Below are 14022 nucleotides of genomic sequence, written 5' to 3' on the forward strand. Positions count from 1 at the left end.
GATCACCGCGAAGGCGGCCGTGCTGAAGGCGATGAACATCGTGTTCTCGCGCCCGATCCGATCGGAGACGTAGCCGAAGAACGGCCGGCCGAATCCGTCGAAGATGCGGTCGAGCGAGATCGCGAGGGTGAGCGCCGCCATCTGCAGGCCGAGGACCGAGACCGGTACGTCGGCGACCTTGAAGTCGTGGGCGATCGGGGCGATCTGGGCGGCCGCCATCAGGCCTCCCGAGGCCACCATCACGAACATCGCGTACATCACCCAGAAGACCGGCGTGCGGACCGCCTCGCGGGGTGTGCGGTCGACCTGCGTCTGGGGCAGGCGCAGGCTCTTGCGCCGGACCGGCGCGCTGACGCTCGGCTTGCGCAGCAGGAACGACATCACCACCACGACGGCACCCTGACCGAGGCCGAAATACAGGAAGGCGTTCTCGTAACCGCTGGTGGCGATCATCTTGGCGATCGGCACGACGGTCAGCGCCGCGCCCGCGCCGAAGCCCGCGGCGGTGGCACCGGCGGCGAGGCCGCGGCGGTCCGGGAACCACTTCAGGGCGTTGCCCACGCAGGTGCCGTAGACCGAGCCCGCGCCGATGCCGCCGATCACCGAGCCAGCGTAGAGCATGGGGAGTGAGGAGGCGTGGGCGTTGAGCACCCAGGCGAGCGCGATCATCACGCCGCCGAAGCAGACCACGATCCGCGGGCCGTAGCGATCCACGAACCACGCCTCGACCGGCACGAGCCAGGTCTCGGTGGCGACGAAGAGGGTGAAGGCGAATTGGATCGCGGCGCGACCCCAGTGGTACTTGGCGTCGATCGGGTCGACGAAGAGCGTCCAGCCGTACTGCAGGTTGGCGATCATCGCCATGCAGAGGATGCCGAAGGCGAGCTGCCACCATTTGGCGGACGAGGTGTCCTGGCGTTCCATCCCTGATCCTTGTCGTGGTGCGTCGGCATTCCGCGGCCGACGCTCCGGATCATGCAAGAAATTTCCGATTATGCAATATGCCAGGGATTAAACTGCTGGCCTGCACGTGCGAGTTGTCATCGGGTGCAGCCGGCCGGAAGGGCCGGCATCGGACGGCCGGCCCGGGCATTCATCGATCAGCATGTTGAATTCGAAAGGGTTTCTGCGCCCGCTCGGGCACGACGCCGCGTCGCCGCGGCCGCGTGGGACGTCGGAATCTCTCAGAAGCTCGGCGGCGTGCAGGCGCTGACGACCTCGCACGGAACAGGCCCGACGCAGCGGAAGCGGTGCGGGCGTCGGCTGTCGAAGGCGTAGGCGTCACCGGGGCCGAGGATCCGGCGCTCGTCGCCGACCGTCACCTCCAGGCGACCCGATAGCACGATCCCGCCCTCCTCGCCCTCGTGCGAGAGCAGGATGCGGCCAGTGTCGGCACCGACCTCGTAGCGCTCCTTCAGAATCTGGAGCTGGCGCCCGAACAGGGTCTCGCCGACCTGCCGGTACGAGATCTTGCCCTTCCCGATCTCGGTGAGTTCCTGCGTCGCGTAGAAGGCCTTGCGCTCGCGCTCCGGCTCGACCGCGAAGAAGTCCGAGAGGCCGATCGGCACGCCGTCGAGGATGCGCTTCAGGGCGCCGACGGAGGGGTTCACCCGGTTCGATTCGATGAGCGAGATCGTCGAGTTCGTCACGCCGGCGCGCTTGGCGAGCGCCCGCTGCGACAGGCCCTGCCGCAGCCGGACGAAGCGCAGCCGCTCTCCCACGTCGACGTTCATCCCGGCCGGACCCCGTTGCGGCTGTTGCGGATCCCGCAACGGTGCGCGCCGGCATGACGGTTCGTCAAGGGTTTGCGGCAGACGAGAAAAGGACTTGTTGCGGGCTGGTGAAAGGCGTCCCCTCGCGCATCGAAACCGCGTCGCCGCGAGAGCATCCATGTCGCAGATCCGCCCGAACACCCCCTCGCTCGACGCCTTCTGGATGCCGTTCACGGCCAACCGCCAGTTCAAGGCGGCGCCCCGGATCCTCGTCTCGGCCGAGGGCATGCACTACACGTCCGACGACGGCCGGCGGATCCTCGACGGCACGGCCGGGCTCTGGTGCGTCAATGCCGGGCACGGGCGCCGCGACATCGCCGACGCGGTGGCGCGCCAACTCGCGAGCCTCGATTTCGCGCCGACCTTCCAGATGGGGCATCCGGGCGCCTTCGACTTCGCCGAGCGGCTCGCCGCGATCGCGCCGGGCGGTCCCGAGGCGGGGCTCGACCGGGTGTTCCTCGCCAATTCCGGGTCGGAAGCGGTCGATACCGCGCTCAAGATCGCGCTCGCCTACCAGCGGGCGATCGGGCAGGGCACGCGCACGCGGCTGATCGGGCGCGAGCGCGGCTATCACGGCGTCGGCTTCGGCGGCATCTCGGTCGGCGGCATCGTGTCGAACCGGCGCGCCTTCCCGCAGCTACCCGGCATCGACCACCTGCGCCACACGCACGATCCGGCGCGCAACGCCTTCGCGAAGGGCCAGCCCGAGCACGGGGCCGAACTCGCCGACGACCTCGAGCGGCTGGTGGCGCTCCACGGGGCGGAGACGATCGCGGCCTGCATCGTCGAGCCTGTCGCGGGTTCGACCGGCGTGCTGATCCCGCCGCGGGGCTATCTGGAGCGCCTGCGCGAGATCTGCACCCGTCACGGCATCCTGCTGATCTTCGACGAGGTGATCACCGGGTTCGGGCGGCTCGGCGCGCCATTCGCGGCCGATTATTTCGGCGTGGTGCCGGACCTCGTCACCGCGGCCAAGGGCATCACCAACGGCACGGTGCCGATGGGCGCGGTCTTCGCCCGGCGCGCGGTCCACGACGCCCTGATGCAGGGGCCGGAGGGGATCGAGCTGTTCCACGGCTACACCTATTCGGGGCATCCGGTGGCCTGCGCGGCGGGGCTCGCCACGCTCGACATCTACGCCCGGGAGGGGCTCCTCACCCGCGCGGCGGATCTGGCCGAGGACTGGGCTGTGGCGATGCACGACCTGCGCGGGCGCGCCCATGTCTGCGACATCCGCACCATCGGTCTCGTCGCGGGCATCGAGCTGACCCCGCGGGCGGACGCGCCGGGCAAGCGCGCCTACGAGGTCTTCACCGACTGCTTCCGGCGCGGGCTGCTGATCCGGGTGACCGGCGACATCATCGCGCTCTCGCCCCCGTTGACCGTGGAGCGCGAGCAGATCCGCGAGATGGCCGAGATCGTCGGCGCGGCGATCGACCGGGTCGCCTGAACGGATCCGCGGGATCCCGCAGGCCCGCCACCCCGAGGTGTCCCACGGTTCGGTCCCGTCGAGGAGATTGGGCCGAATCGTGACGACGGCGCGCACGATCGGGTGCGGCCGCGGTGCCGGCCATTGCCAGGCTGCGCCCCGGTCCTAGCTCCGTCCCGGCCGAAGAGCCGGCGCGGGCCCGCCCGCGCGAAACCCCGAACGGATGGAGACCTGCCAGATGCTGCGCCTCGCCCTGCCCACCCTCGTTCTGCTCGCCGGTACGCTGCCCGGCCACGCGATCGAGGTGCAGAAGTCGGCCGATCTCCCCGCCCATCCCGACAAGGTCTGGCAGACGATCGGCGATTTCTGCGGCATCGCCGACTGGCATCCGGTGGTCGAGAAATGCGTGGCTTCCGAGAAGGACGGGCAGAAGATCCGCACGCTCAGCCTCAAGGGCGGCGGCACCCTGGTCGAGCAGCAGGTCTCCCGCGACGACAAGGTGATGAGCTACACCTACACTATCCTGGAGGGCCCGCTGCCGGTCTCCGACTACCGCTCGACGCTCGCGGTCGCGCCGGAGGGCTCAGGCTCGAAGGTGACGTGGCAGGGCAGCTTCGGTGCCAAGGGCGTGCCGGACACGGTCGCGCAGGACGCGATCTCGGGAATCTATGAGGCGGGCCTGAAGAGCCTCGCCGACAAGGCCAAGTAGAAGGCCAAGTAGGCCGCCGGTTGACCGGCCGGACAGCCCGTCCCACAACCCGGGCCGGCGCCAAGCTGCGCCGTTCAGGGATCCGTGCCGTGCCGACGCAAGTCTTCCGCCTGACGCTCGTCCTCCTCGCCGCCGGGGGCCTTGCGGCCTGCCAGTCGACGGCCGCCGCGCCGCCGCCCGTCGCCGCCGTTGCAGCTCCCATCGCCGCGCCCGCGGTCCTGCCGCAGGGCAGCGGCTGCGGTCCGGCCATCGCCCGCACGCAGGCCGTGGTGAGCGCCGACGTGGCGAGTGGCGACCTCGCCAAGACGGTCGGCGACCGCTTCGGTGCCGACCTCGACCGCGCCGCGTCAGCTTGCGCGGCCGGACGCGCGGGTGAGGCGCTGAGCCTGCTGGCGGCCGCCAAGAGCCGCTACGGCTATCCGTGAGCCGCTACGGCTATCCGTGAGCCGGCACGGCTTCCGAGAGCCGCCGCGAGAAGGACCCGCCGGCATCCCCGGCGGGTCCTTCTCGTTCCACGAGTGGTTCACGCACGGATCGGACGCGCGGTGACGGAGCCTTAACCAAGCCTCGCGACACTCGGGCGGTGCAGCGGGCGATGGGGGTCACGGGTGATGCCGAAGGAGCCGAACCGTCTGCCGGAACCGCCGCCCGCCACGCTCAAGCCCGTCGTGCGGCGCCGGATCGGCGAGAGCTTGCGCGGCCTCTACGCTGAAGCCCTCTCGGCTCCCCTGGGCCCGCGCCTCGCCGATCTCGTGGCCGAGATCGAGAAGCCGAAGCGCTGACCCGGTCCCCGCGCGCTGCGGGCTCCTCAATCCAGCACCACGGCGACGAGGGAGAACAGGCCGGCGAGCAGCAGGTTGCCGGCGAGCACGAGAGCGATGACGGTCATGGGATTCGAGGATCTTGTGCGCGGTCCGGCGGTCAGCCCGGCGCGCGCCCGCACCGGGGAGCCGGGCGGGAATCGTCCGGCGCCCGGTTTCTAGCCGCGCGGGCTGCAACAGGGCGCTAATTTCCGAGCCGTCCGACGGCGACAGCTCCGGAAGGTGCCGGTGTGGTGCCGCCGGAGCACGGTTCCGGTCGGCGCGGACGCGGCTACTGACCGCCGCCGCCGTCTCCGCCGCCGCCGCCCACCTTCGGCACGCCGCGGGCCGGATCCGCCGCGTTTCCGGCCGCAGCCGAATCGGTGTTGATCGTGGTGGCGCCCACGCCCGTCGGTGCGATCGTGGTCGTCACGGCCGGGCCGCTGTTACCGGTCTCGCCAGGGACGACCGTCGCGCTCGGCGGCGTTCCGGGCGGGACGAGCTGGGGCGGCCCGGGTTGGCGGATCGGGGCGGGCTTATTATCCTGCGCGGCTGCGGGCAGGGCGGTGAGGAGCAGGGCGATCACGGGTCGGATCGAGCGAGCGAGACGCATCGGCATCACCTCCTGTTAGGCTGGCGGTGGCCGTGGTGAATGCCATCCACGGCGTGCGGCGCCGCGCCGCGGCACCGTGCCTCAACGCGGCGCGCCGGCCCGCGTTTCGGCGGGCGCCCGATTTTCCCGCCCGGGCGATGTGACAGGCGCCGGGATGATGCGTAGAGGGTCGCGCATGATCGCGCCGACCTCGCCCGCACCGCTCGTCCGCTTCGCGCCCTCGCCGACCGGCTACCTCCACATCGGCAACGCGCGGCCGGCGCTGCTCAACGCGCTCTTCGCCCGCGCCCGGGGCGGGCGCTTCCTGCTGCGCCTCGACGACACCGACCGCGAGCGCTCGACCGCGGAGTTCGCCGAGGCCATCGGCGAGGACCTCGCCTGGCTCGGGATCGTGCCGGACCTGTTCGCGCGCCAGTCCGACCGGGTGGCACTCTACGACGCGGCCGCCGAGCAGCTGCGGGCGACGGGCCGGCTCTATCCCTGCTACGAGACCGCCGAGGAATTGGAGCGCCGCCGCAAGCGCCAGCTCGGGCGCGGCCTGCCGCCGATCTACGACCGGGCGAGCTTGAGCCTCACCCCAGAGCAGCGCGCCGCCTACGAGGCGGAGGGGCGGCGCCCGCACTGGCGGTTCAAGCTCGACCAGCGCACGGTCGGCTGGGACGATCTCGTGCGCGGGGCCGCCCACGTCGATTGCGCCTCGCTCTCGGACCCGGTGCTGATCCGCGCCGACGGCAGCTACCTCTACACGCTGCCCTCCGTGGTGGACGATGCCGAGATGGGGATCACCCACGTGATCCGCGGCGAGGACCACGTGACCAACACGGGCGTGCAGGTCCAGATCTTCGAGGCCCTGGGCGCGCCCGTGCCGGTCTTCGGCCACCACAATCTGCTGACCACGGCGGACGGGGAGGGGCTGTCGAAGCGCCTCGGCCATCTCTCGCTGCGCTCGCTCCGCGCGGCGGGCTACGAGCCGGCGGCCGTCCGCGCGCTGGCCGTGCTCACCGGCTCGGCCGAGGCCGTGCGCCCGGTCGCCTCCCTCGACGAACTCGCCGGGCTCGTCGACCTCGCCCACATCTCGCGCGCGCCCGCCCGCTTCGACCCGCACGAGCTCGACGGGCTCAACGCCCGGCTCATCCACGCGATGCCCTACGCGGAGGCGGCCGACAGGCTCGCCGCGCTCGGGGTGTCGGCGGCTTTGGCCGAGCCGTTCTGGCTCGCCGTGCGGGCCAATCTCGGCCGCGTCGAGGACGCCGCCGGGTGGTGGCGGGTGGTGACGGGGCCGGTGGCACCGGTGCTGGCCGAGGCGGACGCCGAGGTGACGGAGGCCGCCGCCGCAACCCTTCCGCCCGAGCCCTGGGGGCCGGAGACCTGGAAGGCCTGGACCGGCGTCGTCCGCGAGCGGACGGGCCGGAAGGGCAAGGCCCTGTTCATGCCGCTGCGGCTCGCGCTCACCGGCCTCGACCACGGCCCGGACCTCGCCGGGCTGCTGCCCCTGATCGGGCGGGAGCGGGCGGCGCGGCGGCTCGCCGGAGAGGCGGCCTGATCAGGCCGGTACCTCGGCGAGGCGCGTCGCCAGGATCTTGTCCACCCGGCGCCCGTCGAGATCGACCACCTCGAAGCGCCAGCCCGCGATCTCGCAGGTCTCACCCGTCTCGGGGATGTGCTGCAGGGCGTGGATGACGAGGCCCGCCGCGGTCTCGTAGGCGCGCGACGCCTCCAGCCGGATCCCGAGCTGGTCGGCCATCTCGTCTGCCGGCATCCAGCCGGCGATGAGCCAGGAGCCGTCGGCCCGCTGCACCGCCTCGGGCTCGGCCGCCTCGGACTGGAAGGCCCCCGCGATCGCGTCGAGGATGTCGGCCGGTGTCACCACGCCGTCGAAATGGCCGTACTCGTCGTGCACCAGCGCCATCGGCACATGGGCCGCCTGCAGCCGGTCCAGGGCTTCGAGGGCGTCGATCGTGTCGGGCACGACGGGGGCGGCGCGGACGTGGCGGCGCAGGTCGAGCGGCGCCCCGGAGGCGAGCGCGCCGACCAGGGCGCGCACCTGCACCACGCCGATCACGTCGTCGGGGTTGCCGTCGATGACCGGCAGCACGGAGTGGGGGCTGTCGAGGAGGAGCGCGCGGATCTCCGCCTCGTCGCGGCCGAGATCGATCCAGCGCACCTCCGTGCGCGGCGTCATCACTCCGCGCACCGCCCGGTCGCCGAGGCGCAGCACGCCCGCGATCATCCGGCGCTCACCGGTCTCGATCACGCCCGCCGTCTCGGCCTCGGCCACGAGGGCGCGGATCTCCTCCTGGGTCACCGCGCTCGCGCTCTCGGTCTCCTGGCCGATCAGCCGGAACACCGCCCGGGTCGAGGCGTCGAGGAGCCAGACCGCGGGCTTGGCCGCGCGCGAGACCAGCCGCATCCCCGGCGCCACCAGGCAGGCGATGCCCTCGGGATCGCGCAGCGCGAGGTGCTTCGGGACCAGCTCGCCCACGATCACCGACAGGTAGGTGATCACCGCGATGACGAGCCCGTAGCCGAGCGTGTCGGCGAGCGAGCGCGTCAGCCCCGCCGCGGTGAGGAGGTCGGCGAGCCGGTCGCCGAGCACGGCGCCCGAGACCGCGCCCGACAGGATGCCGATCAGGGTGATGCCGATCTGCACCGTGGAGAGGAAGCGCCCCGGCTCCTCGGCCAGCGCCAGCGCGGCGGCGGCACCCGCCCGGCGCGCCTCGGCCATCGCGCGCAGGCGGCTCTTGCGGGCCGAGACCACCGCGAGCTCGGAGAGCGCGAAGACGCCGTTCAGCGCGATCAGGGCGACGGCGATGGCAAGCTCGAGCAAGCGGCTGACGTAGAACCCGGGACCGCTCGCAGACGGGCCGGGCTTCCTCTGGCGGATGACGGGCCCTCCCTAGATGGCCGCCCGCGCCGCACCGGTCAACGGCCGCGCTCGCGCGTTCGGCCGACGGGCTTTCCGGCCGCCCCGCCGATCCCGGGACGGAGCGGGCAGCCCGCGCATGCGCGTCGTTCGACGCAACCTCCCGCGCCGCAAAAGCTTAACCGCGCTGACGAGGGAGACGGCGATGAGCGGACTTGTGCGGCTGGCGGCGGCGTGGGCGAGCGTCGCGGCGTTCTGGTGGTTCGGCAAGGACTGGCTCGGCGACCTCGGCAGTCCGCTCTGGGCGAGCCTGCTGTTCGGATGGCTGCTCGCGGTCATCCTGTGGGCCGCCTTCGGGGTGGTGCACGAGGCCGAGGAACTCGCTGAGATGCTGGGCGAGCCCTTCGGCACGCTGATCCTGACGCTCGCCATCGTGATCATCGAGGTGGCGCTGGTCTCGGCGGTGATGCTCTCCGCCAAGGCCGCGCCGACGCTCGGGCGCGACACCATGTTCGCGGTGCTGATGATCGTGCTGAACGGGGTGGTGGGCCTCGGGCTGCTGGTCGGCGGCCTGCGCCACCACCAGCAGAGCTACAACCTGCAGGGCGCCTCAGCCTTCCTGGCGGTGATCATCCCGCTCACCACCATCGCGCTGATCATCCCGAATTTCACCACCTCGACGCCCGACGGCTCGCTGACGCGGTTCCAGGCCCTGGCCTTCTCGGCCTTCACGGTGGCGCTCTACGGAGTGTTCCTGCTGATCCAGACGGGCCGACACAGCGACTTCTTCAAGGATCCGCGGGCGCGGGCCGAGGCCGAGCGGACCGAGGCGGTCGAGGCACCGGCCAAGCACCGCGCCTCGGCCGGCGCGGTCGTCCGGCACATCGGGCTCTTGGTCGCCAACATCGTGCCGATCGTGCTCCTATCGAAGAGCCTCGCGACGATCCTCGACCACGGTATCGCGGCGCTCGGCGCCCCGTCCGCGCTCGGCGGCGTGCTAATCGCCGCCATCGTGTTCACGCCGGAGGGCATCTCGTCGCTCAAGGCCATCGCCCGCAACGAACTGCAGCGGGCGATCAACCTGTGCCTGGGGGCGGCGACCTCGACGATCGGCCTCACCGTGCCGGCGGTCCTGGCGATCGGGCTGATGTCGGGCCAGACCGTGATCCTGGGCCTGAGCCCCACCGGCATGACGCTGCTCGCCGTCACGCTGATCCTCAGCGGCCTGACCTTCTCGGGGCCGCGCACGACGGTGCTGGAGGGCGCCGTGCACCTGATCCTGTTCTTCGTCTACATCGTGCTGATCTTCAGCCCGTAGGACCGCCCTGGCGGATCGGCACCGATCCCGTGGGTCGGCAGGTCAGCGCCGCCGCAGGCGCAGGCCGAACAGGTGGAGCAGGCCCAGGAGCAGGGCGCCGTAGACGGCGGCGCCCGTGAGACCCAGCAGCCCCAGCACCGCGATCTCGCGCCCGTGCGGCAGTGCCGGCACCAGCCGGTCGGCGAGTGGGAGGCCGTAGACCGCCACCAGCGCGAGGCCCGCGCAGGCGGCGCAGACACCGAGCACGGTGAGGCCGAGCGCGCGCCCCGGCGCGGTCCAGCCCCTGCGATGGGCCAGCACGACCAGGAGGGCGAGGTTCACCCACTGGCTGATCGCGGTGGCGAGCGCGAGGCCGGTGACGCCGTAGGGGCCGGTCAGAACGAGCTTCAGCGCGACGTTGACCAGGATCGCCGTGAGCGAGGCCCAGAGCGGCGTCTTGGTGTCCTGCCGGGCGTAGAAGCTCGCCACCGCGCTGCGCACCAGCACCACGGCGGGCAGCGCCAGCCCGTAGGCGGCCAGAACCTCGGCGGCGCGGGCGGCGTCCTCCGCCCCGAAGGCGCCGCGCTGGAACAGGGCCGCCATGATCAGCCCCGGCAGGGCGAGGAAGGCCACCGTGAAGGGCGCCGACAGCGCGAGCGAGAAGCCCGCCGAGCGGTTCTGCGCCGCGTGCGCGCCCGCCACGTCGCCCGCCGCGATGCGCCGGCTCATCTCCGGCAGCAGCACGGTGCCGGCCGCGATGCCGATGACGCCGAGCGGCAGCTGGTAGAGCCGGTCGGCGTACCAGAGCGCCGAGACCGCGCCGACCGGCAGCAGGCTCGCGATGATGGTGTCGGCGAAGACTGCGATCTGGAACCCGGCCGAGCCGATCACGGCGGGGCCGAGCACCCGGAAGAAGCGCGCCATGGCGGGGTCGCGGACGGTCGGTCGGGCGAGCCCCGGCGCGATGCCGGCGCGGCGCGCGTCCCACCAGACCAGGCCGAACTGCAGGATGCCGGAGACGCAGACGCCCCAGGCGGCGGCGTATGCGGCGTTCGGGAACAGGAAAGCGAGCGCGAGCGCGGCCAGCATCGCGAGGTTGAGCAGCACCGGCGCACCCGCGCCCGCGGCGAAGCGGCGGTGCGCGTTGAGGATGCCGGTGGTCAGCGTCACCAGCGTCATGAACAGCAGGTACGGGAAGGTGATGCGGGTGAGCGAGACCGCGAGCCCGAAGCGCTCCGGATCCTCGGCGAAGCCGGGGGCCAGCGCCCGCACCACCAGCGGCATCAGCGGGAGCGCGAGGCCCAGCAACACGACCTGCACGGCGAGCATCAGGCTGAAGATGCGGTCCGCGAAGGCCCGGGCCGCGCCCGGCTCTCCCGCCTCGGCGAGTCCCGCATAGGCCGGCACGAAGGCGGTGTTGAAGGCGCCCTCGCCGAAGATCGCCCGGAAATGGTTCGGCAGCCGGAAGGCCACCACGAAGGCGTCGGCGATCGGCCCGGCACCCATCACGGCGGCCATCACCACGTCGCGGGCGAAGCCCGTGGCGCGCGAGACGAGCGTCCAGCCGCCGACCGAGAGGATGGAGCGGATCACGGGGCGCGGGTCCCGGTGCGAAGCGGAGCGGACATGGCCCCTGCCCTAGCAGATCGGCTCATCCGCCGATGCGCGGGCACCGCAACACCGCCGGGGTTTCGCGCGGTCCGGATTTTCCCGCCCCGCAGCCTCAGACTCGCGGGGACCCCGACAGCAGGCCCGGCTCGGCCCGGTCGAGGCCGAGCGCGTCGGCGAGCCAGGCGCGGGCGCGGCTGACGCGGCTCTTCACGGTGCCGGTCTGGCAGCCGATCACCTCGGCGGCGGCCTCGTAGGTGAGGCCGTGCGCGCCGACGAGCAGCAGCGCCTCCCGCTGCGAGGCCGGGAGCTTCGCCATCGTCGACCAGACGTTCTGGAGCGCGATCCGCTCGACCTGATCGGGCAGGCTGATCATGGTCGCGGCGGCGGCGCCGTCCACGTCCTCGATCTCGCGGCGGTGCTTGCGGATCTCGCTGTAGAACTGGTTGCGCAGGATCGTGAAGAGCCACGCGGTGAAGTTCGTGCCGGGCCGGAACTTCTCCCGGTTGGCCCAGGCCTTCAGCACGGTCTCCTGCACGAGGTCGTCCGCCCGCGCGGCGCTCACCGCCAGCGACAGGGCGAAGGCGCGCAGCGCCGGGAGCGCCGCGATGAGATCCTCACCGAAGGTCTTCTCCTCCGTTGCCGCATGGCCGTCGAGGGCCGCCACGAGGCGGCGGATCAGGCCGACGAAGGCGTCGGGGGCCGGCTCCTCGATCAGCAGGGCGTAGCTCTCGCGCAGCTGGGCGCCGAGATGGTCCCGGACGGCGGGGGGCAGGGCACCCGCGCCGTCACGTGTCGTGCCGCTGTTCTCGGGCTGCACGGGCGCTACCCCATCGGCACGGTCGCTCGCTCCGCTCACGGCTAAGCTCCTCCTGGCACGGCGCCCACGGACGGGCACGGGGTAAATCAGAAATATTCCAGGGAGCTTCTGGCAAGGCGATTCTGAACGTTCGGTGACGAACACACCGCAGAGTTGAAACAACAAAAAGGGCAGCGCCTCGGTTGAAGCGCTGCCCGCGGGATTCATCCAGGAGCGGCGCCGACCGGGCGCCGCTCTTCGCTGCCTCAGGCGGTGGCCTCGCTGTACATCTTCTCCACGTGCTCCCAGTTTACGAGGTTCTCGATGAAGGCCTTGAGGTAGTCGGGGCGGCGGTTGCGGTAGTCGATGTAGTAGGAGTGCTCCCAGACATCGACACCGAGGATCGGCTTGGCGCCGTGCACGAGCGGGTTCTCGCCGTTCGGGGTCTTCAGGATGGCGAGCTTGCCGTCCTTGACAGCGAGCCAGGCCCAGCCCGAGCCGAACTGGCCGATGCCGGCCTGGATGAAGTCGGCCTTGAACTTCTCGAAGCCGCCGAGATCCTCGTCGATCTTCTTGGCCAGCGCGCCGGGCGGGTTTCCGCCGCCGTTCGGCTTCATCCACTGCCAGAAGTGGACGTGGTTGTAGTGCTGGCCGGCGTTGTTGAACAGCGCTTGGTTCGTGTTGTAGCTCGCCTTGACGATCTCCTCGACGCTCTTGCCCTGGAGGTCGGTGCCCTCGAGCAGCTTGTTGCCCGTGTCGACATAGGCCTTGTGGTGCTTGTCGTGGTGGAACTCGAGGGTCTCCTTCGACATGTAGGGCGCCAGGGCGTCGTAGGCGTAGGGCAGTTCCGGCAGGGTGAAGGTCATCGGGTCCGTCTCCGTTCTCGGGGCTGGTCTCTCGGGCTCCTCGGCCGTGCGCCGCGCGGGTTGCGCGCGGGCGGCCCGATCCCGGCGGCTCGCCACCGGTCCCCGGGCTCCGAGGATCGCTCCCGGATTCGGTTCCCAGGGCCGCCCTCGGCCGGCCGAGCATCGACGGCCCGGTAGGTAAGTCGGGCCGGAGGGCTCGGCAACGCCGCAGCGCGGCTTTTCCCCGCATGGCGGCGCGGATCGGGGGCGGGAACGGACGGTTTTGCAAAACCGGGCCAGAGCCTTACTGTGCGCCGCGCCCGGATCCGGGCAAGGGCCGGCCTGTTCCAGAGAGTATCATGATCGTTGCGCTGTTCGCGCTCGCCGCTGCCATGGTGATCGGCGGGAGCGCCGCCGTCATCCAGGGCTTCCCGTTCGTGCGCCTGGAGAGCGGGCTCGCCATGGTCATCGCCGGCTCGGTGACCGCCTCGGCGGGCGCGGTGCTGGCCGGCCTCGGCGTCGTGGTGGTCTATCTGCGGCGGGTCGAGCGCGGCTTGCGGAACCGCCCCGTGCCGGTGCCGACCGCGCTGCCGCCCTTCCCGGAGATGCCGCGCGCCGAGGCGCCCGCGCCGCGCCCGGTCCTGCCGGCGGCGCTCGGCGGCGCGGCCGGGCTCGGCGGTGCTGCCCTGGCGGCCGGCGGCCGCCGGCAGGCGGAGCCGACCTTCGAGGATACGCTGTTCGAGCCCGCTCCCCCGGAGCCCGCGCGCGAGCCCGAGCTGCCGATGCCGGGGCTCTCGCCCAAGCCTCCGCAGCCGGCCGAGGAGACTGCCGAGACGCCGGCTCACGACGCGTCCGTTCTGCCACGGCCCGCCGCGGAGGCGCCGCACCCGGCCGAACCCGCTGAACGCGATGCGACCCGGCCGCACGCGGAGCCGGACGACGGCGTCGGCCCGGAGGACGACCTGTTCGCGCGGCCCGACGCCACGGAGCCCGAGCGGCCGGAGCTGCGTCCGAGCCTCGATGCCGTGGAGGAGCCGGCCGCGCCGCTCCAGCAGGAGCCGCCGGCTCCCGAGCCGCTGGTGGCCCCCGAACCGCCCCGGGAGGCCACCCGGAAGGAAGTCGTGGGCAAGTACGCCTCGGGCGGCAACACCTACGTGATGTTCGCGGACGGCTCGATCGAGGCGGAGACGCCGCAGGGCCGCTTCACCTTCGCGTCGCTCGACGAGCTGAAGGCCTTCGTGGACGCGGGCGGCGAGCGCAGCGCCCGCGGCGCGGCCTGAAGGGCGC

At 72.2% G+C, this 14022-nt stretch carries 15 protein-coding genes (1 of these 15 only partly in view); 7 read left to right on the forward strand and 8 right to left on the reverse strand.

The genetic code is table 11. From position 1 onward, the window contains the following. Both oxlT and DK427_RS06345 read right to left on the reverse strand, forming a co-directional pair. On the reverse strand, window positions 1-924 hold the 5' portion of the coding sequence (oxlT, locus tag DK427_RS06340; RefSeq protein WP_109950516.1) for an oxalate/formate MFS antiporter. Its footprint begins 363 nt before the window's first position; the window shows 924 of its 1287 coding nt (coding positions 1-924); its start codon is at window positions 922-924; its stop codon lies off the left edge, out of view. A 260-nt stretch (window positions 925-1184) separates the two neighbouring features. Next, entirely contained in the window at window positions 1185-1733 is a 549-nt protein-coding gene (locus DK427_RS06345) for a cupin domain-containing protein (protein WP_109950517.1), read from the reverse strand. Window positions 1734-1890: 157 nt separating this feature from the next. Between DK427_RS06345 and aptA the strand changes: the two genes are divergently transcribed. The 4 genes from aptA to DK427_RS26095 all read left to right on the forward strand — a co-directional run bounded on the left by aptA (window position 1891) and on the right by DK427_RS26095 (window position 4692). Further along, window positions 1891-3222 carry an omega-aminotransferase AptA gene (aptA, locus tag DK427_RS06350; RefSeq protein ID WP_109950518.1) on the forward strand — a complete coding sequence of 444 codons (1332 nt, stop codon included), beginning with the start codon at window positions 1891-1893 and terminating at the stop codon, window positions 3220-3222. 217 nt (window positions 3223-3439) lie between these two features. Then, entirely contained in the window at window positions 3440-3910 is a 471-nt protein-coding gene (locus DK427_RS06355; protein WP_109954039.1) for an SRPBCC family protein, read from the forward strand. Window positions 3911-3999: 89 nt separating this feature from the next. Beyond that, entirely contained in the window at window positions 4000-4335 is a 336-nt protein-coding gene (locus tag DK427_RS06360; protein WP_109950519.1) for a hypothetical protein, read from the forward strand. Between the two features lie 186 nt (window positions 4336-4521). Beyond that, window positions 4522-4692 (forward strand): hypothetical protein, encoded by a 171-nt coding sequence (locus DK427_RS26095; protein WP_162559698.1) that lies wholly within the window; start codon window positions 4522-4524, stop codon window positions 4690-4692. A 26-nt stretch (window positions 4693-4718) separates the two neighbouring features. Here the strand turns inward: DK427_RS26095 and DK427_RS27320 are convergent, their stop codons facing one another. After that, window positions 4719-4853, reverse strand: coding sequence for a hypothetical protein (locus DK427_RS27320; RefSeq protein WP_281276979.1), 135 nt, complete (start codon window positions 4851-4853; stop codon window positions 4719-4721). A 149-nt stretch (window positions 4854-5002) separates the two neighbouring features. Further along, window positions 5003-5323, reverse strand: a complete 321-nt coding sequence (locus tag DK427_RS06365; RefSeq protein ID WP_109954040.1) for a hypothetical protein — start codon at window positions 5321-5323, stop codon at window positions 5003-5005. 175 nt (window positions 5324-5498) lie between these two features. On the opposite strand from DK427_RS06365, the gene gltX reads away from it, so the two are divergent. Then, on the forward strand, window positions 5499-6866 hold the full coding sequence (gene gltX / locus DK427_RS06370) for a glutamate--tRNA ligase (RefSeq protein WP_109950520.1): 1368 nt from the start codon (window positions 5499-5501) through the stop codon (window positions 6864-6866). Here the strand turns inward: gltX and DK427_RS06375 are convergent, their stop codons facing one another. Next, window positions 6867-8150, reverse strand: coding sequence for a hemolysin family protein (locus DK427_RS06375; protein WP_109950521.1), 1284 nt, complete (start codon window positions 8148-8150; stop codon window positions 6867-6869). It abuts the gene before it with no gap. 241 nt (window positions 8151-8391) lie between these two features. Between DK427_RS06375 and DK427_RS06380 the strand changes: the two genes are divergently transcribed. Then, window positions 8392-9504: a calcium:cation antiporter gene (locus tag DK427_RS06380; RefSeq protein WP_109950522.1), complete on the forward strand. Its 1113-nt coding sequence runs from the start codon at window positions 8392-8394 to the stop codon at window positions 9502-9504. Window positions 9505-9546: 42 nt separating this feature from the next. Here the strand turns inward: DK427_RS06380 and murJ are convergent, their stop codons facing one another. The 3 genes from murJ to DK427_RS06395 form a co-directional block, all read right to left on the reverse strand. Continuing rightward, complete coding sequence (murJ, locus tag DK427_RS06385) at window positions 9547-11076, reverse strand: murein biosynthesis integral membrane protein MurJ (protein WP_109950523.1); 1530 nt, start codon at window positions 11074-11076, stop codon at window positions 9547-9549. Window positions 11077-11206: 130 nt separating this feature from the next. After that, window positions 11207-11950 (reverse strand): NepR family anti-sigma factor, encoded by a 744-nt coding sequence (locus tag DK427_RS06390; RefSeq protein WP_425452556.1) that lies wholly within the window; start codon window positions 11948-11950, stop codon window positions 11207-11209. 206 nt (window positions 11951-12156) lie between these two features. Continuing rightward, a complete protein-coding gene (locus DK427_RS06395) occupies window positions 12157-12756 on the reverse strand; it encodes a superoxide dismutase (protein WP_109950525.1) in 600 nt (199 codons plus the stop codon). A 338-nt stretch (window positions 12757-13094) separates the two neighbouring features. Between DK427_RS06395 and DK427_RS06400 the strand changes: the two genes are divergently transcribed. After that, entirely contained in the window at window positions 13095-14015 is a 921-nt protein-coding gene (locus tag DK427_RS06400; protein ID WP_109950526.1) for a hypothetical protein, read from the forward strand. Window positions 14016-14022 lie beyond the last annotated feature (7 nt).

It is taken from the genome of Methylobacterium radiodurans (assembly GCF_003173735.1).
Taxonomy (GTDB): domain Bacteria; phylum Pseudomonadota; class Alphaproteobacteria; order Rhizobiales; family Beijerinckiaceae; genus Methylobacterium; species Methylobacterium radiodurans.

Excerpts from the sequence above, each read along its gene's own strand:
- aptA (WP_109950518.1), top strand. The coding sequence starts at position 1,891 with ATGTCGCAGATCCGCCCGAACACCCCCTCGCTCGACGCCTTCTGGATG.
- DK427_RS26095 (WP_162559698.1), top strand. The coding sequence starts at position 4,522 with ATGCCGAAGGAGCCGAACCGTCTGCCGGAACCGCCGCCCGCCACGCTC.
- DK427_RS06365 (WP_109954040.1), bottom strand. The coding sequence starts at position 5,323 with ATGCGTCTCGCTCGCTCGATCCGACCCGTGATCGCCCTGCTCCTCACC.
- DK427_RS06355 (WP_109954039.1), top strand. The coding sequence starts at position 3,440 with ATGCTGCGCCTCGCCCTGCCCACCCTCGTTCTGCTCGCCGGTACGCTG.
- DK427_RS06345 (WP_109950517.1), bottom strand. The coding sequence starts at position 1,733 with ATGAACGTCGACGTGGGAGAGCGGCTGCGCTTCGTCCGGCTGCGGCAG.
- DK427_RS06395 (WP_109950525.1), bottom strand. The coding sequence starts at position 12,756 with ATGACCTTCACCCTGCCGGAACTGCCCTACGCCTACGACGCCCTGGCG.
- DK427_RS06400 (WP_109950526.1), top strand. The coding sequence starts at position 13,095 with ATGATCGTTGCGCTGTTCGCGCTCGCCGCTGCCATGGTGATCGGCGGG.
- DK427_RS06380 (WP_109950522.1), top strand. The coding sequence starts at position 8,392 with ATGAGCGGACTTGTGCGGCTGGCGGCGGCGTGGGCGAGCGTCGCGGCG.
- gltX (WP_109950520.1), top strand. The coding sequence starts at position 5,499 with ATGATCGCGCCGACCTCGCCCGCACCGCTCGTCCGCTTCGCGCCCTCG.